Genomic DNA, 20,550 nt, shown 5'->3' with positions numbered 1-20,550 from the left:
CATGCTTGAATTAACCGCCATTTCTAAATCGTTTTCTGATGTGCAGGTGCTCGACAGCTTAAACCTGAGCGTGGCGCCGGGGAGCAGGACGGCGATTGTCGGGCCGTCCGGGTCGGGGAAAACCACGCTGCTGCGTATTCTGGCCGGGTTCGAAACGCCTGACACCGGGCGCATTGTCATGCAGGGGAGAACGCTGTTCGATGAAAATAGTTTTGTTCCCGCCCACCTGCGCCGGATCGGTTTTGTGCCTCAGGAGGGTGCGCTGTTCCCGCACCTCAATGTGGCAGACAACATCGCCTGGGGGCTGGACGGCACTCGCCACGAGAAGCGCCAGCGCGTTGAGGCGCTGATGGAGATGGTTTCTCTGGACAGGCAGCTCGCAACGCACTGGCCCCACGAGATTTCCGGCGGACAGCAGCAGCGCGTGGCGCTTGCCCGTGCGCTGGCCCAGCGACCTTCACTGATGCTGCTGGATGAACCGTTCTCGGCTCTGGATACCGGCCTGCGCGCGATGACGCGTAAGGCAACGGCCGATCTGCTGGCCGAAGCGGGCGTGGCCTCGATTCTGGTCACCCACGACCAGAACGAAGCGTTGTCCTTTGCTACGCAGGTCGCCGTCATGCGCTCCGGACGCTTCACGCAGGTCGGTACGCCTTATGACGTCTACACCCGTCCGGTTGACGAAGAGACGGCGCTGTTTCTTGGCGATGCCGTGATCCTCCCTGCTCAGCTCGCTGCCGGGTATGCCGTGTGCGCGCTGGGTGAAGTGCCGACGGACAACGCGCATGCGACAGGACAGGGCAGGGTAATGATGCGCCCTGAACAATTACGCGTGACGGCATGTGCAGCGCATGAAAGCCCGATCTCGATTCTCGACGTGGACTTCACCGGCCAGCTGTCAACGCTCACCCTGGGATTAGCCGGGCAGCAGCCGGTGATTCTGAAGACCGTAAGCCAGCCAGGATGGAACCCGGGCACGGCGGTACGCATTGATATTGCTGGCACCGCGCGGGTATTCGAATATTCTTAATATTCGTTAGTAATTTCATGCAACGGGTTGTTATAAAAGATTTTTCCCGAACGCATGGCAATTCCTGAGATTCTCTACCATGCTCATAAAACCTCACCACAATGCGTGAGGTTTTTCGTAGTTGCTGATTAATCTCAAGGAAAAAGGTTATGAAAAAGACGACTGCTATTTTGTTGGGAACGGCGTTACTGTTTACGACCAATGCTTTTGCTGCCCAGCTGCTGACAAAAAATGAGTTCAAGAAAGTTGCGTCTCAATATAAAAAAATCGGTACGGTAAACACCTCGAATGAAGTATCGGTGGATGATGCGAAAAAAGAACTGATTGAGAAAGCCGATAAGCAAGGCGCGGATGTCCTGGTGCTCACTTCAGGGAACACCAACAATAAAATTCACGGTACGGCCAATATCTACAAGAAAAAATAATGTTATTGCAGCCATCCCCGAAACGGGGTGGCTGTTCCCCCTCTTTTCTCGCCAAATCTCCTTATGAACGCGGTTACACTTGCTAACGCATGGATAATGCGTATAGTTCTCATTTGCATTGCATTCAATACATTCTAAGGCCCGACAACGGGTCATTTTTGCGCGCACTTTAAAATGAGTTAACGATGAACAACACCAAAATACACAAGACGCTGCTGGCGCTCGCCGTTGGCGCGGCGACACATTCCGCCTTTGCGGCGGACAATCAAAAAGAGGACACCCTCGTTGTCCAGGCTGCACCAGCCAGCGATTTCAAACCCGGCGGCGACCAATTGGTACCGGCCTTCCTTGACGGACAGGTGGCGAACGGCGGGCGCATGGGTATGCTGGGCCAGCAAAACGCCATGGACGTGCCGTTCAACATCATCAGCTACACCTCGAAGCTGGTGGAAGATCAGCAGGCGAAAACCATTGCCGATGTCGTCGCGAACGACGCGGGCGTGCAGTTCGTTCAGGGGTACGGCAACAGCGCGGAGACCTACCGCATCCGTGGCCTGAAGTTCGACGGCGACGACATGACCTTTGGCGGCCTGTCCGGCGTGCTGCCGCGCCAGGTGGTGGATACCCAGATGGTTGACCGCATCGAGATCTTCAAAGGGGCCAACTCGCTGATGAACGGCGCGGCAAGCTCCGGCGTAGGCGGGATGATCAACCTTGAGCCAAAACACGCGGGCGAACTCCCGCAGGCGAAAGTCGGCGTGGACTACACCTCGGATTCCCAGATTGGCACCACGCTGGATGCGGGCCGTCGCTACGGCGACAGCGACCAGTTCGGCGCGCGGGTGAACCTGGTCCATCGCGAAGGGGAAACCGGCATACCGAATGACCGCCGCCGCACCACGCTACTCTCTACCGGCCTGGATTACGCGGGCGACCGCTTCCGCACCTCGCTGGATCTCGGCTATCAGAAGAAAACCTTCCACGGCAGCCCGACCAGCGTCAATATTTCAGGGGTGGACTTCGTGCCCGAGCCGCCGAAAAACGATCGCAACTTCTCGCAGAAGTGGGCCTACAGCAACATCGAAAACGAATTTGGGATGTGGCGCAGCGAGTATGACATCACCGACGGCTGGACCGCCTATACCGGTCTTGGCGCGCAGCACGCGCATGAGGAAGGCATCTACAGCGCGCCGAAGCTGGTGGATAAAAGCGGCAAGGCAACGGTCAGCCGTCTTGATACCAACCGCATCAGCGATTCCGTCAGCGGCATGGCGGGCGTTCGCGGTAATTTCAATACAGGCTTCGTCTCGCACAAGGTCAACGTTGGCTATTCGGCGATGACCAAAAATGAAAAAATCGCGTGGAAAATGTCGGCGGCGAAGGATAACCCGACCACCAACATCTACCACAACACCGGCGTCGATATGCCGGACAGCACCAACTTCAACGGTTCCGGCGGAAAGTACAGCGATCCGCTGACCAGCGGGCGCACCCGTACCCAGGGCTGGCTGCTGAGCGATACGCTGGGCGTGCTGGACGACAAGCTGCTGTTCACCGCAGGCGCCCGCCATCAGAAGGTGGTTATTCGCGGGTATAACAAAGTTACCGGTGCGGAAAACGCGGCGGACGGCTTCGACGGCAGCCGCTGGATGCCCACCTACGGCGTGGTCTACAAGCCGTGGGAGGCGATCTCACTCTATGCAAACCACACCGAAGCGCTGCAGCCGGGCAAAACTGCACCTAACACCGCCACCAACTACGGCCAGAGCACCGGTATCGTTCACTCTAAGCAGAACGAAGTGGGCGTGAAGGCGGACTTCGGCCGCGTGGGCGGATCGCTTGCGCTGTTTGAGATCAAAATGCCGTCGGCGATCCTCGACGACAGCGGCCATTACGGCCTGGATGCCGAGCAGCGAAACCGTGGCGTGGAGCTGAACGTCTTCGGCGAGCCCGCGCTGGGGATGCGCCTGAACGCCAGCGCCACCTGGCTGCAGGCCGAGCTGACCAAAACCAAAAATGGCGTGAATCAGGGTAATGATGCGATCGGGATTCCGAACTTTTACGCCGTGCTGGGCGCAGAGTACGACATCAAGCCGATTGACGGCCTGACCGCGACCGCCCGCGTGAATCATTCCGGCGCGCAGTACGCTGACCTGGCAAACACCAAAAAGCTGGACAGCTACACCACGCTGGATCTGGGCATGCGCTATCGCTTCGCGGTGAACCACAATGAAAACCAGATGACGGTTCGTGCGGGCATCGACAACGTGACCAATGAAAACTACTGGGCCAGCGTGGACGATTCCGGTACCTATATTACGCAGGGCGAACCGCGCACCTTTAAGGTCTCGGTTGGCTACGCGTTTTAAGCGTTCCATCTCGTTATCCGGGGCAGGGATGCCCCAATCCCTTGCTACCTCCAGCATGAAGTGTTAAAACGTGCCCCTTCTAAAAAAGAGACAGGGGTAGGACGTGAAAGACGCGTCATCCGCTTCAGGCCATGGTAGCGCTGAAGCCTCGTCGGATCAGAATCCGACGCTGCAACGTGGTTTGCAAAATCGACATATTCAGTTAATTGCCCTTGGCGGCGCGATCGGTACCGGGCTGTTTCTCGGCATCGGCCCCGCTATTCAGATGGCGGGCCCGGCGGTGCTGCTGGGTTACGGTATCGCCGGGATTATCGCCTTCCTGATCATGCGCCAGCTTGGCGAAATGGTCGTTGAAGAGCCGGTTTCAGGCTCCTTCGCGCACTTTGCTTATAAATACTGGGGCCCGTTTGCAGGCTTCCTGTCCGGCTGGAACTACTGGGTGATGTTCGTGCTGGTGGGGATGGCGGAGCTGACCGCCGCGGGCATTTACATGCAGTACTGGCTGCCGGATGTTCCGACGTGGATCTGGGCGGCGGCCTTCTTCATCATTATTAACGCCGTTAACCTCGTCAACGTGCGCCTGTATGGCGAAACCGAGTTCTGGTTTGCGCTGATCAAGGTGCTGGCGATTATCGGGATGATCGGCTTTGGCCTGTGGCTGCTGTTCTCTGGCCACGGCGGCGAGCGCGCCACGATCGACAACCTGTGGCAGCACGGCGGCTTCCTTGCGACCGGCTGGAAAGGGCTGATCCTCTCCCTGGCAGTGATCATGTTCTCCTTCGGTGGACTAGAGCTGATCGGCATTACCGCCGCGGAAGCGCGCGACCCGCATAAAAGCATTCCCAAAGCGGTCAACCAGGTCGTGTACCGGATTCTGCTGTTCTACATCGGCTCGCTGGTGGTGCTGCTGGCGCTCTATCCGTGGGTGGAAGTGAAGTCCGACAGCAGCCCGTTCGTGATGATTTTCCACGATCTGAACAGCAACGTGGTGGCCTCGGCGCTGAACTTCGTCATTCTGGTGGCATCTCTGTCGGTCTATAACAGCGGCGTTTACTCCAACAGCCGCATGCTGTTCGGCCTCTCCGTGCAGGGCAACGCGCCGAAGTTCCTCACCCGCGTCAGCCGTCGCGGCGTGCCGGTGAATTCCTTGTTACTTTCTGGCGCTATCACCTCGCTGGTGGTGTTGATTAACTATCTGCTGCCGAAAGAGGCTTTTGGCCTGCTGATGGCGCTGGTTGTCGCTACGCTGCTGCTGAACTGGATCATGATCTGCCTGGCGCACCTGCGCTTTCGCGCCGCGATGCGCCGCAAGGGACGCGAGACGCAGTTCAAAGCGCTGCTTTACCCGGCGGGGAACTACATCTGTATCGCTTTCCTCGGGCTGATTCTGGTGCTGATGTGCACTATGGATGAGATGCGTCTTTCGGCGATGCTGCTGCCGGTGTGGGTTATCTTCCTGTTTGTGGCGTTTAAGCTTTCCCGCAAAAAGTGATCCGCTTTTCTCCCTCTCCCCGTGGGAGAGGGCCGGGGTGAGGGCACCACACCAAACCGCACCTGCCTTCACGCCCGGTGGCGCTTCGCTTACCGGGCCTACAAACGGATTATCTGGCGATAACGCCCGCCAGGGATCGAATATCGTTCCCGGTCGGGGACTGATGAATACGCAGCCCAAATTCATCCACCACCGCGAATATATGGTCGAAGATGTCGGCCTGAATCTCCTCATATTCTGCCCAGACCACCGTGTTGGTGAAGGCATATATTTCAATCGGCAAACCATTCGCGTCAGGCGCTAGCTGGCGCACCATCAGCGTCATATCTTTGCGAATACGCGGATGGTTGCGCAGATATTCATTCAGGTAGGCGCGGAAGGTACCAATATTGGTCATCTTACGCAGATTTAATACCGATTCCCCTTCACCGTTCTTCTGATTCCACAGGCTAATTTCCTCATGTCGCGCGGCCAGATAGGGCTTCAGCAGCTTCGCCTGAATGAGTTTCTGCTGCTCCTGCTCGTCGAGAAAATGAATGCTGGTGGTATCAATATTCAGGCTGCGCTTAATGCGTCGCCCGCCGGAGGCGGACATGCCGCTCCAGTTGATAAAGGCGTCGGACACCAGGGCCCACGTCGGAATGGTGGTGATGGTGTTATCAAAATTGCGCACTTTAACGGTGGTCAGACCGATGTCCGTTACCGTGCCGTTGGCACCGTATTTTGGCATCTCCAGCCAGTCGCCGAGCTTGAGCATGTCGTTGGCGGAAAGCTGGATCCCGGCCACAAGTCCGAGTATCGGGTCCTTAAACACCAGCATCAGAACGGCGGCCATGGCGCCCAGACCGCTTATCAGAATTGCCGGGGACTGGCCGATCAGCAGGGAGATAATCATTATCCCCACCAGGATGGCGCTCACCAGCTTGATGCCCTGGAAGATCCCCTTCAGCGGCAGCTGTGACGCGGTGGCCATTTTCTGCGACAGATTAAAAATTACGTCCAGCAGCGAGAAGAAGGAGAGCAGGGCATACACCATGACCCACAGCTTTGCGCAGGTAGTGAGAATTTCCGCCGCTTCGCTGCCCTTTTGCAGCCACAGTACCGCCTGAACGTTGACGATTATCCCCTGAAGGGTGAAGGCCAGACGGTGAAATAATTTATTCTGGGTGATGATCTGCAGCCATAAATGGCTGCTGGCCTGCGCGCGTTTTTCGAAAGCGCGAAGCACCACTTTGTGCAGAATAAAATGAACGATGATGGCGGTAAGAAAAATAATACCAAAGATAATCACTAAAGAGGTGGTGTGATTAATTTCAATGCCTAACTCTTCAACCTGAGCAATTAATTCCTGCATAACGTCTCCTGTATTGATGCAGCCCCATAATGGCGGCTGCGGATCTATTATGCAAATTCCCGGGCTTATTTGGTGGCCTGGCAGACCTTCACCACCGGCAGGCACAGGCGATGGCGGATGCGCAGCGTCGCCAGGGCAAGCACCACCATCATCGCCGTTTCCACCATCAGGAAGACGTTCACCGCCTGGGTGTAATCCCCGTGATGGTTTTGCAGCGCGTGCAGCAAAATCGCGCCAAAAATGGCCGGGCCAAGCCCCAGCGCGGCCTGCTGTAGCGTGCTGAGAATGGCGCTCGCGGCCCCCGCGTCGTCAGGCTGAATATCGCGCATCCCGATGCGGTAGAAGCTGTTCACGATCAGCGCCTGCCCGTAGCCGACCAGCCCGGTCGCGGGCGCCAGCGTCAGGGCGGTATTCTCCATTCCCCAGACGCGGAACGTAGCGATCAGCGCCAGCAGGCCGGCAATCTGGATCGTCAGACCCGTCAGCAGAATGGTACTGGTGCTGTAGCGAGCAATCAGCCGCGGCGCGAACCACGCCGAAATAAAGTAAGTTACTCCCAGCGCGATAAAACTGTTTCCGGACTGCCACGGTGCCATCCCCAGACCGGTTTGCATGGTCAGCGCCATACAGAACATAAACCCGGACCAGACGCTGAAAAAGAGCATCGCAATCAGAATGCCAAAGCGAACGCTGCGAAGCTGCAGCAGGCGCGGCGGGATCAGCGGGTGGGCATTCTCTCGCTCTTTTTTGCGCGCATTCAGCGCCGTCAGCCAGCCCAAAGGAATAATGGCGAGAAGCATAACCTTCAGCGGCCACGACCAGTGCCACTGTGGGCCGAGCGCCATCGGGAACAGCAGGCAGCAAAGAATGATCGCCAGCAGCACGGTTCCGGTCCAGTCGATGCGTGACGGCGTCTCGCGACGGGTTTCGGGTACGAAATGGCGACTCAGTGCCAGCACCACCAGACAAATCGGCACGTTGATGAAGAAGGCGTTACGCCAGCCCAGCCCGGCGATATCCGCCGACACCAGCCAGCCGCCGCCCATCTGGCCGACGATAAACGCAATCCCACCGATGCCGCCAAACAGGCTGATGGCTTTAGCGTGCGCCGTACCTTTCAGCGTCACGTGCAGGGTAGCAAGAATTTGCGGCACGATCAGCGCGGCTCCCGCCCCCTGAACGATGCGCGCGGCCAGCAGCTGTTCAATGTTCCCCGCCATCCCGCAGAGCAGCGAGGCCAGGCCAAAGCTCACGACGCCCCACATGAACAGACGCCGACGGCCAAAGTTATCCCCCAGCTTGCTGCCGAGCGCGAGGCAGACGGCGAAGGCCACGCCGTAGAGGGCGACGATTAGCTCCAGCTCGGTGGCGGTGGCGTTCAGCGAATGGGTGATGGCGTCCAGCGCGACGTTGGTGATTGAGGTATCAATCATCGGCAGCATCTGGCCGGTTAGCAGCAATATCAGGCCAGCGCGGCCGGGTGAAACAACTGACGTATTCATGGTAACTCCATTGCGTCATTCAACAGATGGTCGTAGCATCAACCATCTGATAAACGGGTACCAGTTCTTGCTTATACTGGTACTGGCACTACCATGCAGGGGGATTTATGGCCTTGATGTCTGAACCCGTCGTCTCACTTCAGGATGACACCCGAAAACAGCTGGGGGCATTTTTACGCGCGCGACGCGAAAGCCTCGATCCGCAGCGTCTTGGCCTGCCGCGCAGCGGTCGTCGCCGCACGCCGGGTCTGCGCCGGGAAGAGGTGGCGATGCTCGCGGACGTGGGAGTGACCTGGTACACCTGGCTTGAGCAGGGCAGGGACGTCAATCCGTCCAGCGCGGTGATGGCTGCTGTGGCAAGAGCGCTGCAATGCACCCCGACCGAGGCCCGACACCTGTTTGTGTTAGCCGGGCTGCCGCCGGGTGAAGCGCCGCAGGCGGTTTGCTGCGAGGGTATCAGCGAGGGCACGCGCCGCCTGCTGGATACGCTGATGCCTAAACCCGCCAGCATTCAGAAACCGAATTTCGACATCGTGGCGTGGAACGACAGCTTCGGGCACCTGATGGGCGTCGATTTCAATGAAATCCCGCCGGAAGACCGCAACTGTATTTACCTGTTCCTCACCCATCCGGCGTGGCGCGCGCGTCTCGGCAGACGTGACGATGTGCTGCCGATATTTGTCTCCTATTTCCGGGCAGCGATGGCCGAGCACCGGGGCGATCCGCTGTGGGAGGCCAAACTGGCGCGCTTCTTTGCGGTGTCGGAAGAGTTTAAAACCCTGTGGCACCAGCGCAACGACGTGCGCGGCGTGGAGAACCAGCTCAAGCTGTTCACCCATCCCGAGCTGGGGGATTTTACGCTGCAGCAGATGTACTGGTACTCAGCGCCGCGAAACGGGTCGCGGCTGCTGGTGTATTTACCGGTGGATGAGGCGGGGGAGCGGGCGATGGAATGGCTGGCGGAGCGCGGGGCTGTGTGAGATTTGTCGTCCCGGCGAGCGAAGCGCCGCCGGGTAACGATCGCCGATCAGTAATTTGCCGGCAGTTTGTTCACCTTCAATAAAATGCCTCTTTTGACCTCAATAAAATCGCCTTCGCGCAGATCGCTAAGAATTTTCATTACCCGACTGCGCGAGAGCCTTGTTTTATCCTGAATATAATCACTGACGTTAATTGAAAGACGGAGCTCTTCCTCCTCTTCCATGAGCGCGTTAAGGTTGATGCGAATCAGTTCGTACGTCGACAGACCCGCAGAGTTTTGGTACACCTCAGAAAAACGCTTCAGGGCATACATATAGAGATAAGCAGTTTCACGCCAGATGGAAGCATTATCGATTTTTTCGAGCACTTCTTTTCGCGGCTGTATTTCATACCGCACTTCGCTATACGCTTTGTAAAGGAAAAAATTATTTAACTCGCTAAATTCATTGATGCCAACAATCAATGGCCCCTGAAAATAGCTTAATAACAACTGATCGGAGTTTCTGTATGCCGCTACAAGACCTTCATGAATCACGATAACCATAGGCTCCGGAAAGGAAGCCAATGAGATAATCTGGCGCATTTTCGCCGTGCGGATAAGAGACGGTTCTGAGACAACGGAAATAATTTTATTTATGTCATGTATTGGTTTCATGATGTCTAACGATCCCAATGAGAGGTATCAAAAGTATATCAGAAGTAAAACAATATCATGTTCTGGCTGTAAACGGGTGAAACAAAACAGGATGAGTTGTAGGCAAAGGACATCGTAATCACTGAGCTGATTGTTACCGGAGTCACACCACCTGATTTGCTGAATGCTCGCGTCTGTAGATCCCAGGTTGGTTTGCCGTCGGTGGCATCAGCAATATTAATGGTTGACGTCTTACCGTTACCGTACGGCTCTTCGGACTTCCCTTCCAGTTGAACAGCTACGTTGGTTGCCGTACCAGGGGTATGCAACAGCAGCATCAGAGGTGCCGTGGAAAGTAGCTGTCATGCAGATGTTCCTGCCGGGCAATTTCCCAGTGAGACGGTAATTGGCACCCAAGGCGAACTGCTGCCTGAAGCATTCAGATCCGCAGTTTGCAGGTCTTTACCGCCCCCCAGGCCAATTGTTATATTTGCGCTGGCAGCGCTCACTTCACATGGAGAGGCAATCACATTACCTGTAATGTTCAGCGTTACCGGATCGCTTGCCAGGACATAAAATAAATGTACGTTGATGAATGATAAGTTGTTGTTTGATTTTCAAAATATTGACATTGATAAATTTTCATCGCAAACAGGTTTTTCACCGTACAAGAGTGCCATTCAAAATAGGGTACTTAACTGTGATGCAAATTCAAATATTAATATTGTGTTGACTGGGGTTAAAAATCCTGACTCATCTAAAGATTCAGTGTTGTCTTTAAGTAATCAAGGTCAGCCCGGAGTGGCGGATGGTGTGGGTATTGAAATAGTGTATGATGGTCAGCCTCTGGAATTAAATAAACTGCATAAACCTTATGCGATCTAATGGAGGACAGTAAATCCTCCCAATAACCGCCTATTATTATTAAACGAAGAGCCAAGTAAAACCTGGCACCGCTAACGGGATTGCAACGCTGAACCTAACCTATCAGTAAATTCATTTGAGATAAACCGGGCAGGATGCCCGGCCTCGCATTCTTCACCCGCGCTTCTTTTCAATTCCCTCGTCTCTCGCACCGCCAGAGCTAATATCACTTCTTTTACCACGAACGTCTCTGGCTTAAGCTGCGCCGTTATCACCTCTGTCCGTTTTCCACTACGACCTAAATACAGATGAATACTACAGATCCAGCTGGCGGGGTAGAGTCCGTTTAGAAATACTAAAATTTGTATTTAAATTATAGCTTAATATTCATGGGTTTTCTCTCACGGTTTAAATCTGTCGTTCCACGGCATTAACCGATGGGCCTCCATTTTTAATTTTTCCGCTTCTGTATGCCGTTTTAAAAAATAAAGAATATTGATCTGAACGTTATACGCATCTTCTTCCATATGCAGCTTTATCCACTGGGCGTTACTACGCATGAATATTTCCAGCTTCCCAAATTCCCGTGTTCATTGAAATTCGCCAGATGCAACAGTGTAATATCGCGCTGATAGCGCATCTGCATCAGCCAGGGAACATGCAGACGAGTAATGCTCTGCCGATCCGCAAGCCGGGCAGTTTCAAAATTGCCCAGCGTGATGCTGGCGCAAAAGAGCTGGAATGAGAGCACGATGCCGTATAAAGCAATCGCCACCAACGGCAAGCGGAACAGAGCAAGGCGCAGGGTGACGACAGGAGCATTCCCTTCTGAGGCGGCCAGCAACAGCAGCACGGCGAAGAAATGCGCACAGAATAGTAAAGCGGAAACTCCACCTGCGTATGCAGCAGGATCGGCAGCGTGGTTAGCAACGCCGCCCACTGCCAGAGGTTTTTGCGTCGGCGGCACAGTACCACCCAGCCCCAGCCCTGCCAGGGGTGAACGCCGATCATGCGCAGCGTGTACGCCAGGGTCAGTCAGCGCTGTTGGTTAGAGCCTTTATGCTGGAGCGATGCCACAACCGACGGCTGAAGTATCACCGTGCCGAGCAGGGCGGCAAGCCCGGTCGCAAGAAACGAGGCGGTCACGTTTACCTGTTGAAAGATGCCGGGCGCGTAGCCGGAGTATTTTTCGGCCAGTGAATTGGGTAGATATTGCGGACAGTAAAACCCGGCCAAAGAGAGTGCGCACTCAATAACAGCTGCGGCGGCAAGTAGATAAAAAAAGGGCAACCGTTTCCTTTTCCCTGATGGGTTGCTGCAGGAGCGTAAGATAAGCGAAAACTCCCTCCAAAATGCCGGAAGAGTAAACAGCACTGCGCTTGCAAATAATAGTAAACAAGTGGGGGTGATACTCACCGTTTTTGCTCTCAGGCACAGCCACACGATGGGCCCCAGGAGCGAGATAATTCCCAACCTCAGCAGGTTCATGCCGTAATCGCCGCTGTTTGGCCAGGGAAGATGCATCAGTACCAGCCAGTAAAGACTAATAATAGACAGTATTTAGCATGCGTATCGTGCGGGTCTGCGGCAGCGTGTTTGCTGGAGTGATCAAAGAAGACATCTGCATGTTCATTTGCGCCTGAAGAGGGTAAATCATGATTGTATTTACCCCCTCCGACAGGGGCTAACGCACCTGCGTCCATTCTGAGGCTTTCAGTGTCAGTACTGCCATTGCACCGAAAACCCAAGCGTGACGGGACTGGTATGCATCTCATCCGGTTTTGCCAGAGGCACACCCGCAAAAAGGTCATACCCCAGATGGCCTTTGATCCCGCGCACGCCTGCGACCGCACCGGCAATGTGCGCCCCGCTCCAGTAATCATTTTCTGAGCCGCTGACTTCGCCATAGTCTGCGCCAATGTACGGCTGCATTCCCCATACCGGCAGATTCAGGTTGATATCGTTGCGCAGATACCAGCCTTTGTCGGCATACAATGAGGACTCTCCGTCAAAGCCGCGCACCGTCCAGCGGTTGCCGATGGTGAACTTATCGGGCTGGGTCAGCCTGTCCGGAGTGGTCTGTTGCTTGAAATGCGGTTCATAGCTGAGGGAAAACTTGCCCAGTTTGAACGGGAAAGTACCGTCTGCACTCAGCGTAATGATGCGCGCCTGCGCGTCGGCACTGCCCACTATCTCTTCAGCATCGGGTTCTTCACCAAACCACGGTGCGGCATGTTGATAACCGAGGCTTGCCGTAAGCTGACCGAAGGGAAGATAGGCTAAATGTTCCAGGTTGAGCTGCCAGCTGCTGGTGTCCCGGTGCTGAACCTCCACTTCCACGTCGTTAAGATCGTAGCGGGAATCCCGCTTGATCCCTTTAAAGCCCAGCGTGGTTTTCTGGCTCGCGCTGCGGTAAACCACGCGGTTAAGCGCGGCGGTCATTAACTTTTCATCGCTACTGTACCGGTAGTTAAAATCACCGCTATGGAGAGTCTGCGTCGTTCTGTACTGGCTGGCATAAAGTTCCAGCGCCCAGTATCCCCAGGGAACGGAGTAAAACGCCGAGGTATTATCGTTACGCTTGCCGTTTTCATTTTTGAAGCCACCGCCATACGCTGCATAAAACATATCGTTGAGCGAGGTGGGGTTATCCAGATACAGCGCCAGGCCCCCCTGGTACCGTCCGGTGTATTTACTACCGGAATCATCAAACCAGCTGCCCAGTCGCCAGGCTTTACGCTGGTCGCGCTTGATCTCAATGCGGGTATCGCCAGGATTTTCCCCCGGCACCAGACGAATACTGGCCTGCGAACCGGGAATACGCTGCAGGTTTTCCAGCCCCTGTTCCAGACCGCGTAAATCGAGGAGATCGTCCGGCCCTTGTGGGACGTTATTCCAGCTATGAACGGGGAGGCCGCTTTCATCCTGAATAATGACATCACTGACGCGTCCAGGCAGAATTCGCAGGGTTAACGTTCCCTTGTGCAAATTTTGCTCCGGTATTAATACGCGGGTAGTAATAAATCCGTGGGATATTAATCGATTCTGCACGGCCGTATGTATGGCTTTAATTCCCTTCACGCCGATACAGTTATTCTCAGCCTGACGAATGATATCGCGAAAAGTGAGCCAGTGAGGAAGCGACTGCGTATTGTCGATGTTCAGATGCTGAATGTCGTAGCACACTGTCTCATGTGGCAGTGCAAGCGCATCAGTTACGAGCATGCCTTCTGATGAAAGGACTGACTTCCCAGGCGGTGCAAGCTGTTCGTGCCTCGCCTGATCCTGCTGCTGAGTGGTGGCCGGTTCAGCATGTACAGTGTCGGGAAGTGACGCGAGCAGTGATAGCAGAACGAGGCCAGATCGATAATTAGTCATGTAAATAACTTTATGGACCGCGAAGGATCCTGAATATAACGAAAAAATAGATAGCCCCATTCCAGGAATGGGGCTTTGGTTTATTTCAAACGATTACGCGGTATAAATGGAGTAGCCGCCTGGGTAATAAACGATATCCTGAATGGGATACCCGTAATACAGATCGCCCGGATAATAGACAACGCCGTTTTCCCAAACGCCATTACCTTCAGGTGTACCGTTTGGCTTAACGGTGGTATTTCCACTATTATTCGCCGTGGTATCTGAATCTGGGTTGGTATTATTGTTATCAGCAGTGTTACTACCGTTGTCTTGATTTGCTGTACCGGTCTCGTTAATCACACCCATGTTATTGACGTAACCCATGGTGTACACGCGATCGCCGGTAATATTACCGCTGGCTTCGTTGTTAATGCCGTTAGCCGTGTTCAGCGTAATACCGCTTGCACTGGTGATGTTACCGCTGTTGGTCAGGTAGTTGCTGACCAGGGTAATACCGTTATCAGCAGACAGCGTACCGCCGTTGATGAGGGTTACGCGGTCCATCTGTGCGTTCAGGGTATTACCCGCCACAATCGTGCCGTAGTTATACGCGGTGCTTTGAGACCAGCCGTAGCTGCCCATTACGTCGAGATTAATGTCATGCGCCGCGCGGATGTCACCGCTGTTGTCCAGATTGTTCATGACAAACAGCATGGCATCAGAACCCGCGTTGATCTGGCTGCCTGCATCGGTCATCAGATAAGAGGCGGTAATGTTGATGTTATGGTCTGCGACGAGCGTACCGTTACCCCGGTTTTCCAGGCTAGTGGTGTTCAGGTTGATATCATTCTTGCTGACGATCGAGCCGCTGTTGGACAGGTCTGCCAGCTGAAGATCCATCTGATTAGCGGTAATGTCACCGCTGTTGTCGAACTGACTGCTGTTCATCTGCAGCGCCAGGCGACCGCCAGCCGCGATGGAACCGCTGTTCTGCACCGGGCCGCCATAGTTATTCCAGCCATTAGAACCGATGGTTAACATCATATCCTGACCCGCTTTAAGGGTTCCGGCGTTCTGGAACGTACCGGTCACGGTCATGTCGATATTGCCGCCTGCTTCCATCTTACTGGCAAGGTCAGAATAGTAGGACGTGCCGTACATAAAGAGGTCTTTTTCGGCTGCGATGGTGCCGGACATATTATCCAGCGCGCCATTGATTGAAACAGAGCCGTCGCTGTGGATTGATCCATTGCGGTTAGAGAGCATGTTGTTGCCGCTCACCTGAAGCTGGCTGTCAGATCCCAGAGACTGAATCACACCGTTATCGTTATTCAGCATGGAGGCGCTAATCATGTTCCAGCCGTTCCCGGCGGAAATGAGACCGTTGTCGTTCGTCAGCGTGTCGACATTGACGCTCATCGCACCGTTGGTTTCTACGCGGCCAGCGGAGTTGTTCAGGCTGGCAGCGTCAACGCTGAGGGCACCCTTAGCAACAATGCGGCCATGGGTATTATTCACGCCCTGTGCGTTGTAATTCCAGGAGGCGCGGCCGATCGTCAAATCGCCATTGCTGAGAATTTCACCGTCGCTGTTGTCCAGCGAGTCAGCGGTAATAAAGGTATTCTGGCTGCCCTGAATGGAACCATGGCTGTTAACGGTATTTTTGCCGGAAACATTCACCATCGCAGCTTTAATGACGCCGTTAGTGTTGTCCAGCGTGTTGTCTGCGGTAACGGACACCATACCCTCAGAGGTAATCTGACCGTTATGGTTCAGGACATCACTTCCCATCACGGTAGCTGAATTTTTACCGCTGATACGTCCGCCGTTGTTTTCGACCACACCCTCAACGTTGATTGACAGCGTGTCGGATGCCGTCAGGTCAGCACGATCGATATGCACGCCAACGCCGGCGTCAGTGCCTTCCATATAGATTTTATTCGCGTACATGGAGCCCAGCGCAGACACATCCAGCGCTACGTCTGGGGCATTGCTGCTGTCATACCTCTTCTGCACACGGCCATATTTATCAATGTGGTTATTACCCGTGACGATATTCAGTTCGTTAGCCTGAAGTTTCGCATTGACCTTCACTGAACGGGCAATAATGTCGGTGTACTGCGTAGAACGGGTATCCATCCCTTTACCGGTGATGGTCACCTGACCTTTGCTCACATCCAGACCGCTAACATTACCCTTGTTATCGTAGGTGGCAGTACCGGTGGTCAGCGTAGCGTGGTTGGTATTGATAAAGCCGCAACCGTCACAGGTGATGCCTGATGGGTTGGCGATAACCACCTGCGCGGACTGGCCTGCCACTTCGACCATGCCGTTCAGCTGGCTTGGATCGGATGAACGCACTTCGTTCAGGATCACTTTAGCGCTGCCGCCGGCCATATTAGCGTTGCCATTGATCTGGCCTGCTAATTGGGTGTTGGTTGCTGTGCCGCTGTTATTCAGGATCACGCCGTTGCTGTCGACGTTAAATTCGGAATAAACGTTATGGGAAACCCCACCTGCGCTCGCCTTATTGATATCAACGATGGTTGCGCCACTTGCATCCGTATGAATGGCCGGTTTATCGGTATTACCTGCCACGATGGCAGCCTGAGCTGGTATAATCATGCCCAGCGCAAGCATGGTCGCAAAGCAGGTGGGCGCCAGTTTGGCGTGCAATACCTTTGAATTAGCCTTTGTGCTTACTGCACTTTTATTTTTCATATATCTATCCTTGTAATTCCTTGAAAAAGTGTTCCCATCTCTCTTCATGCGAAATGGAAGCATATAAAAACATGCAGAATCTCGATTCCAAAAATAGACATGTAACAATTCATACAAAATGCGCATTAATTAATGCTGAACCAGAATGGAATAATTAATGTGAGCGTGACAAAAAATAAATGGATATATTTTTGAGGGTTATTGATTGGAGTGCTGAGAGGCTGTAACTGGTTGATATCACATAAAAGAACGTAATTATTAATTATAAAATTGTATGCGAAATTTCCGATATAAGTATTTCTGTGCTGTTACAAATAATTTGCCTGCTAACGGATGCATCTATACACAACGGGAGTATGCGGTATTGAAAACAGGCACGCCGGATCCCAGCGTGCCAGAGGAGATCAGCACTCAGTGACGATCGTGCTCAGCGGCAGGCGAGACTTCGGCAGCGTGGCGTTAAAATCTTCCACGCTGTGGTGCCCAACCGGTACTACCACCAGGCTGGTAAAGCCTTTTTCTTTCAGGCCAAACTCTTCGTCGAGAATAGCGGCGTCGAAACCTTCAATCGGTACCGCGTCCAGACCCATCGCGCCTACGCCCAGCAGGAAGTTGCCGACGTTCAGGTAAACCTGTTTCGCCATCCACTGGTCGTCATCCTTCAGATCCACGCGGTGCATGTCGGCGAAGTAGGTGCGGCCCTTGTGGTTTGCGGCTTTGGCTTCCGGCGTGCTGAAGCGGCCATCGGCCTCTTCCTGATCGACAACGCGCTCCAGCCAGGCGTCATCCAGCGCGGTTTTCGCGCAGAACACCACCACGTGAGAAGCATCCAGCATTTTGCGTTCGTTGAACACATAGGTGCCCGCGGCGGATTTCGCCACGCGCGCTTTTCCTTCCTCGGTGCTGGCCACAATGAAGTGCCACGGCTGGGAGTTAGTGCTGGACGGGCTGTACTGCAGCAGGGTTTTGATTTTTTCCGCTTCTTCCGCGGTCAGTTTTTTGCTTGCGTCGAACGCCTTGGTAGAGTGGCGTTTCAGGGCGACAGAAATGATATCCATAACAACTCCTGGTGATGAAATTCGCCCGCTCGCGGGCGCGAAAGGAAAGCAGATTACAGCGGGACGCGGAAAAAGATAAGTGCAATTCGAGCGCTTAATCTGTTCGTCTCAGACGAACAATCAGACCGGACGGATCCACTTCTGGTCTTTTTTCGGCAGCTTATCCACTACCAGATTCCAGGAGTCACGGATGAGGTCGGTAACCAGTTCCGGCGTCACGTCGTCGGTGCCGTAAAGGGAGATCCAGTGCTTTTTACTCAGATGGTAGCCTGGCTCGATCCCGCGATAGATCTGCTGATTTAAGAGCGATTTCTCCGGGTCTGACTTCAGGCTGACGTGCGGTCGCCCGTGCGCGACCGCAACGATCATGAAAATCTTTCCGCCCACTTTAAACACGTCAAACTCCGGACCAAACGGCCAGCAGTGTTCGGTGAAGGGCAACTCAAGGGCCACGCGCATTGCGTGCTCCTGCAAGGATTTACTGTCCATCGCTCTCTTCCTGGGCTAGCCCGCGCCACATCACTTCAAAACCGAGCGCTTTAAAATCAACGGCGCGGGAAGGGTCGCGAGTGGCAAATTCCATCGTGGATTCGGCCAGCGATAAGAAAAGCGCATCGCCAAACGTTTTAAATTCATCTGACATAAACACCTGACGCACCGAGCGGCGGCACAGCTCATGGAGCTCCGGGAACATCTCTTTCACCGCCTGTTCCGTTTCGGCGCTCAGCTTTTCACTGACGCCGATCTGGCGGATAGCCGCATGAGAAACGGGGTTACGAATACCCCAGTCCACGTAGCTGTTCCAGATATTGCGGGTATGTTCTTTGGGCAGCGTGATGGTGCGATCGAGGTTTGCCAGCATGGCCTGGCAGAGATCCTGCTTCAGGTGCAGATAGAGGGCATTCAGCAGATCGTCTTTAGTGGGAAAGTAGCGAAACAGGGTCCCTTCGGCGACGCCCGCGTTACGGGCGATTAACGATGTTGAGGCGGCAATACCTGACTGTGCAAACGCCACCGTTGCGGCTTCCAGTAAGGCCTGTTTTTTATCTTCACTCTTCGGACGTGCCACTAAATTTTTCCCCCTGTCAATTATAAAAACCCTGATTGAAACACGTGCTTTGACACGCTGCAACGCGGAATGTCAAAGATCGAAAACGTCTTGACGACTTTATCATCATATCTATAATGAGTGCTTACTCACTCATAATCAAGTTTACCCCGCGCAAACTATCGGATGGGGCGCGTTTTCGGGTCTGGATATGAAAAAACCTCTCTTCAACTGCGTGGTGTTAATCATGATTATTGCTTCAGCTGCGAGTTTACCGTTTGTACTGAATGCCGGATTCGGCCAGCCACCGCAGGGTGAGCAGCTCACCGAAGTGGAGGCCTCTCCCCAGTATCGCGACGGGAAATTCCACAATACGCTGCCGACGCCGGGCTATAACGGCGACAAAAACATGCTGGTCGCGACGTGGGATTTTCTGACCAAAAAAACCGAAAACGCGCGCCCGGCCCAGCCGCTGCCGCTGGTGAAAACCGATCTTGCGAGCCTGCCGCTGGAGCAGGACACCCTGGTGTGGCTCGGTCACTCCTCGTGGTACCTGCAGCTCGCGGGCAAACGCATCCTGATCGACCCGGTGCTCGGCAACTACGCCGCGCCGTTCTCGTTCCTGAATAAAGCCTTTGCCGGGGAGTATCCGTGGCGCGCTGAAAGCATGCCGGAAATCGACCTGCTGATTATCTCGCACGATCACTACGATCATCTGGATTACGCCACCATCAGGGCGCTACTGCCGAAGGTGAAGCGCGTGGTGACGCCGCTGGGCGTGGGCTCCCACCTGCGCTACTGGGGGATGAAGCCTGAGATTATTGACGAGCGCGACTGGAACCAGTCGGTACGCATCAGCGATGAACTGACGGTGCATGTTCTGCCGGCGCGCCACTTCTCCGGGCGCGGCATCAAGCGCGATCGAACCCTGTGGGGCAGCTTTATGTTCGTCACGCCAGAGCGGAAGGTTTATTACAGCGGGGACTCCGGCTACGGCCCGCACTTTAAGGCCATCGGCGAGCAGTTTGATGGCGTGGATGTCGCCATCATGGAAAACGGCCAGTACGACCAGGACTGGAAGTACATCCACATGCTGCCGGAGGAAACGGCGCAGGCCTCGGTGGATCTGAACGCGAAAGCCGTGGTGCCCGGGCATAACGGACGCTTCGTGCTGGCGAAACATACGTGGAACGATCCGCTGATCCAGCTGGCTAAAGCCAGCAAGGATAAAAACTATCGGCTACTGACACCGGCGCTGGGCGAGCCCGTCCGGGTGAATGACGCCGCGCAAACCTTTCGCGCGTGGTGGGAATAATGTTTAAGCGAGAAGCAGAGGGGGACAGCAGCATGACCATTTCCGCTCAAGTCATCGACACTATCGTCGAATGGATCGACGACAATCTGCACCAGCCATTACGTATAGAAGAGATTGCCCGCCACGCGGGTTACTCGAAGTGGCACCTGCAGCGGTTGTTTATGCAGTACAAAGGGGAGAGCCTGGGGCGTTATATCCGTGAGCGCAAGCTGCTGCTGGCGGCGCGCGATCTGCGTGAATCCGACGCTCGGGTCTACGACATCTGCCTGCGTTACGGGTTTGACTCGCAGCAGACGTTTACCCGTATCTTCACCCGGACGTTCAACCAGCCGCCTGGTGCGTACCGCAAGGAGAACCACAGTCAGACGCACTGAGCTGTTTTCAGCCCTGGCGGGTC

At 54.6% G+C, this 20,550-nt stretch carries 19 protein-coding genes; 8 read left to right on the top strand and 11 right to left on the bottom strand.

All coding sequences use genetic code 11. The features are described from left to right. Window position 1: 1 nt before the first annotated feature. The 4 genes from SPH27_RS09310 (at window position 2) to pheP (ending at window position 5,316) form a co-directional block, all read left to right on the top strand. On the top strand, window positions 2-1,030 hold the full coding sequence (locus tag SPH27_RS09310) for an ABC transporter ATP-binding protein (protein ID WP_182071763.1): 1,029 nt from the start codon (window positions 2-4) through the stop codon (window positions 1,028-1,030). 149 nt (window positions 1,031-1,179) lie between these two features. Continuing rightward, window positions 1,180-1,455 (top strand): DUF1471 family periplasmic protein YahO, encoded by a 276-nt coding sequence (yahO, locus tag SPH27_RS09305; protein ID WP_096149928.1) that lies wholly within the window; start codon window positions 1,180-1,182, stop codon window positions 1,453-1,455. A gap of 185 nt (window positions 1,456-1,640) precedes the next feature. Further along, a complete protein-coding gene (locus SPH27_RS09300) occupies window positions 1,641-3,824 on the top strand; it encodes a TonB-dependent receptor (protein ID WP_182071761.1) in 2,184 nt (727 codons plus the stop codon). A gap of 103 nt (window positions 3,825-3,927) precedes the next feature. Further along, a complete protein-coding gene (gene pheP, locus SPH27_RS09295) occupies window positions 3,928-5,316 on the top strand; it encodes a phenylalanine transporter (RefSeq protein WP_047061279.1) in 1,389 nt (462 codons plus the stop codon). Between the two features lie 109 nt (window positions 5,317-5,425). On the opposite strand, the gene SPH27_RS09290 is transcribed toward pheP, so the two are convergent. Both SPH27_RS09290 and SPH27_RS09285 read right to left on the bottom strand, forming a co-directional pair. Continuing rightward, window positions 5,426-6,670, bottom strand: a complete 1,245-nt coding sequence (locus tag SPH27_RS09290) for a mechanosensitive ion channel family protein (RefSeq protein WP_182071759.1) — start codon at window positions 6,668-6,670, stop codon at window positions 5,426-5,428. A 65-nt stretch (window positions 6,671-6,735) separates the two neighbouring features. Beyond that, window positions 6,736-8,172 carry an MFS transporter gene (locus SPH27_RS09285; protein WP_182071757.1) on the bottom strand — a complete coding sequence of 479 codons (1,437 nt, stop codon included), beginning with the start codon at window positions 8,170-8,172 and terminating at the stop codon, window positions 6,736-6,738. Between the two features lie 107 nt (window positions 8,173-8,279). Here SPH27_RS09285 and SPH27_RS09280 point away from each other — a divergent pair, with 107 nt between their 5' ends. Beyond that, window positions 8,280-9,152, top strand: coding sequence for a helix-turn-helix transcriptional regulator (locus tag SPH27_RS09280; RefSeq protein WP_048978904.1), 873 nt, complete (start codon window positions 8,280-8,282; stop codon window positions 9,150-9,152). A 47-nt stretch (window positions 9,153-9,199) separates the two neighbouring features. On the opposite strand, the gene SPH27_RS09275 is transcribed toward SPH27_RS09280, so the two are convergent. After that, a complete protein-coding gene (locus SPH27_RS09275) occupies window positions 9,200-9,808 on the bottom strand; it encodes a helix-turn-helix domain-containing protein (RefSeq protein WP_080973615.1) in 609 nt (202 codons plus the stop codon). Window positions 9,809-9,846: 38 nt separating this feature from the next. Next, on the bottom strand, window positions 9,847-10,125 hold the full coding sequence (locus SPH27_RS09270) for a hypothetical protein (RefSeq protein WP_048978903.1): 279 nt from the start codon (window positions 10,123-10,125) through the stop codon (window positions 9,847-9,849). 253 nt (window positions 10,126-10,378) lie between these two features. Here SPH27_RS09270 and SPH27_RS09265 point away from each other — a divergent pair, with 253 nt between their 5' ends. Then, a complete protein-coding gene (locus tag SPH27_RS09265) occupies window positions 10,379-10,672 on the top strand; it encodes a hypothetical protein (RefSeq protein ID WP_182072839.1) in 294 nt (97 codons plus the stop codon). Window positions 10,673-11,186: 514 nt separating this feature from the next. Here the strand turns inward: SPH27_RS09265 and SPH27_RS09260 are convergent. From SPH27_RS09260 to SPH27_RS09230, 7 genes are all read right to left on the bottom strand, one after another. Further along, window positions 11,187-11,618 carry a hypothetical protein gene (locus tag SPH27_RS09260; protein WP_182072838.1) on the bottom strand — a complete coding sequence of 144 codons (432 nt, stop codon included), beginning with the start codon at window positions 11,616-11,618 and terminating at the stop codon, window positions 11,187-11,189. 68 nt (window positions 11,619-11,686) lie between these two features. Continuing rightward, window positions 11,687-12,175, bottom strand: a complete 489-nt coding sequence (locus SPH27_RS09255) for a pilin glycosylation ligase domain-containing protein (protein WP_182072837.1) — start codon at window positions 12,173-12,175, stop codon at window positions 11,687-11,689. Between the two features lie 195 nt (window positions 12,176-12,370). After that, complete coding sequence (locus tag SPH27_RS09250) at window positions 12,371-14,029, bottom strand: ShlB/FhaC/HecB family hemolysin secretion/activation protein (RefSeq protein WP_182072836.1); 1,659 nt, start codon at window positions 14,027-14,029, stop codon at window positions 12,371-12,373. Between the two features lie 93 nt (window positions 14,030-14,122). Beyond that, window positions 14,123-16,732, bottom strand: coding sequence for a filamentous hemagglutinin N-terminal domain-containing protein (locus tag SPH27_RS09245; protein WP_322435683.1), 2,610 nt, complete (start codon window positions 16,730-16,732; stop codon window positions 14,123-14,125). Window positions 16,733-17,136: 404 nt separating this feature from the next. Then, window positions 17,137-17,790, bottom strand: coding sequence for an oxygen-insensitive NAD(P)H nitroreductase (gene nfsB / locus SPH27_RS09240; RefSeq protein ID WP_182072834.1), 654 nt, complete (start codon window positions 17,788-17,790; stop codon window positions 17,137-17,139). Window positions 17,791-17,910: 120 nt separating this feature from the next. Further along, complete coding sequence (locus tag SPH27_RS09235) at window positions 17,911-18,279, bottom strand: MmcQ/YjbR family DNA-binding protein (RefSeq protein ID WP_033144850.1); 369 nt, start codon at window positions 18,277-18,279, stop codon at window positions 17,911-17,913. Beyond that, window positions 18,269-18,859: a TetR/AcrR family transcriptional regulator gene (locus tag SPH27_RS09230; RefSeq protein WP_039264021.1), complete on the bottom strand. Its 591-nt coding sequence runs from the start codon at window positions 18,857-18,859 to the stop codon at window positions 18,269-18,271. Before SPH27_RS09230 ends, SPH27_RS09235 begins: the two co-directional genes overlap by 11 nt. Window positions 18,860-19,049: 190 nt before the next feature. Between SPH27_RS09230 and SPH27_RS09225 the strand changes: the two genes are divergently transcribed. Continuing rightward, on the top strand, window positions 19,050-20,153 hold the full coding sequence (locus tag SPH27_RS09225; RefSeq protein WP_182072833.1) for an MBL fold metallo-hydrolase: 1,104 nt from the start codon (window positions 19,050-19,052) through the stop codon (window positions 20,151-20,153). A 32-nt stretch (window positions 20,154-20,185) separates the two neighbouring features. After that, entirely contained in the window at window positions 20,186-20,527 is a 342-nt protein-coding gene (locus tag SPH27_RS09220) for a RamA family antibiotic efflux transcriptional regulator (RefSeq protein WP_010428317.1), read from the top strand. Window positions 20,528-20,550: the final 23 nt, after the last annotated feature.

The sequence above is a fragment of the Enterobacter sp. A103 genome (assembly GCF_034427535.1).
Taxonomy (GTDB): Bacteria; Pseudomonadota; Gammaproteobacteria; order Enterobacterales; family Enterobacteriaceae; genus Enterobacter; species Enterobacter asburiae_B.
The sequence above is the reverse complement of the archived record's forward strand: the minus strand, read 5'-3'. Positions and strand labels throughout refer to the sequence as shown.

What these genes read in the sequence shown, in the direction of transcription:
- SPH27_RS09310 (WP_182071763.1), top strand. Translation starts at nt 2, where the DNA reads ATGCTTGAATTAACCGCCATTTCTAAATCGTTTTCTGATGTGCAGGTG.
- yahO (WP_096149928.1), top strand. Translation starts at nt 1,180, where the DNA reads ATGAAAAAGACGACTGCTATTTTGTTGGGAACGGCGTTACTGTTTACG.
- SPH27_RS09300 (WP_182071761.1), top strand. Translation starts at nt 1,641, where the DNA reads ATGAACAACACCAAAATACACAAGACGCTGCTGGCGCTCGCCGTTGGC.
- SPH27_RS09290 (WP_182071759.1), bottom strand. Translation starts at nt 6,670, where the DNA reads ATGCAGGAATTAATTGCTCAGGTTGAAGAGTTAGGCATTGAAATTAAT.
- SPH27_RS09285 (WP_182071757.1), bottom strand. Translation starts at nt 8,172, where the DNA reads ATGAATACGTCAGTTGTTTCACCCGGCCGCGCTGGCCTGATATTGCTG.
- SPH27_RS09280 (WP_048978904.1), top strand. Translation starts at nt 8,280, where the DNA reads ATGGCCTTGATGTCTGAACCCGTCGTCTCACTTCAGGATGACACCCGA.
- SPH27_RS09275 (WP_080973615.1), bottom strand. Translation starts at nt 9,808, where the DNA reads ATGAAACCAATACATGACATAAATAAAATTATTTCCGTTGTCTCAGAA.
- SPH27_RS09270 (WP_048978903.1), bottom strand. Translation starts at nt 10,125, where the DNA reads ATGCTGCTGTTGCATACCCCTGGTACGGCAACCAACGTAGCTGTTCAA.
- SPH27_RS09265 (WP_182072839.1), top strand. Translation starts at nt 10,379, where the DNA reads ATGAATGATAAGTTGTTGTTTGATTTTCAAAATATTGACATTGATAAA.
- SPH27_RS09255 (WP_182072837.1), bottom strand. Translation starts at nt 12,175, where the DNA reads ATGCATCTTCCCTGGCCAAACAGCGGCGATTACGGCATGAACCTGCTG.
- SPH27_RS09250 (WP_182072836.1), bottom strand. Translation starts at nt 14,029, where the DNA reads ATGACTAATTATCGATCTGGCCTCGTTCTGCTATCACTGCTCGCGTCA.
- SPH27_RS09245 (WP_322435683.1), bottom strand. Translation starts at nt 16,732, where the DNA reads ATGAAAAATAAAAGTGCAGTAAGCACAAAGGCTAATTCAAAGGTATTG.
- nfsB (WP_182072834.1), bottom strand. Translation starts at nt 17,790, where the DNA reads ATGGATATCATTTCTGTCGCCCTGAAACGCCACTCTACCAAGGCGTTC.
- SPH27_RS09235 (WP_033144850.1), bottom strand. Translation starts at nt 18,279, where the DNA reads ATGGACAGTAAATCCTTGCAGGAGCACGCAATGCGCGTGGCCCTTGAG.
- SPH27_RS09225 (WP_182072833.1), top strand. Translation starts at nt 19,050, where the DNA reads ATGAAAAAACCTCTCTTCAACTGCGTGGTGTTAATCATGATTATTGCT.
- SPH27_RS09220 (WP_010428317.1), top strand. Translation starts at nt 20,186, where the DNA reads ATGACCATTTCCGCTCAAGTCATCGACACTATCGTCGAATGGATCGAC.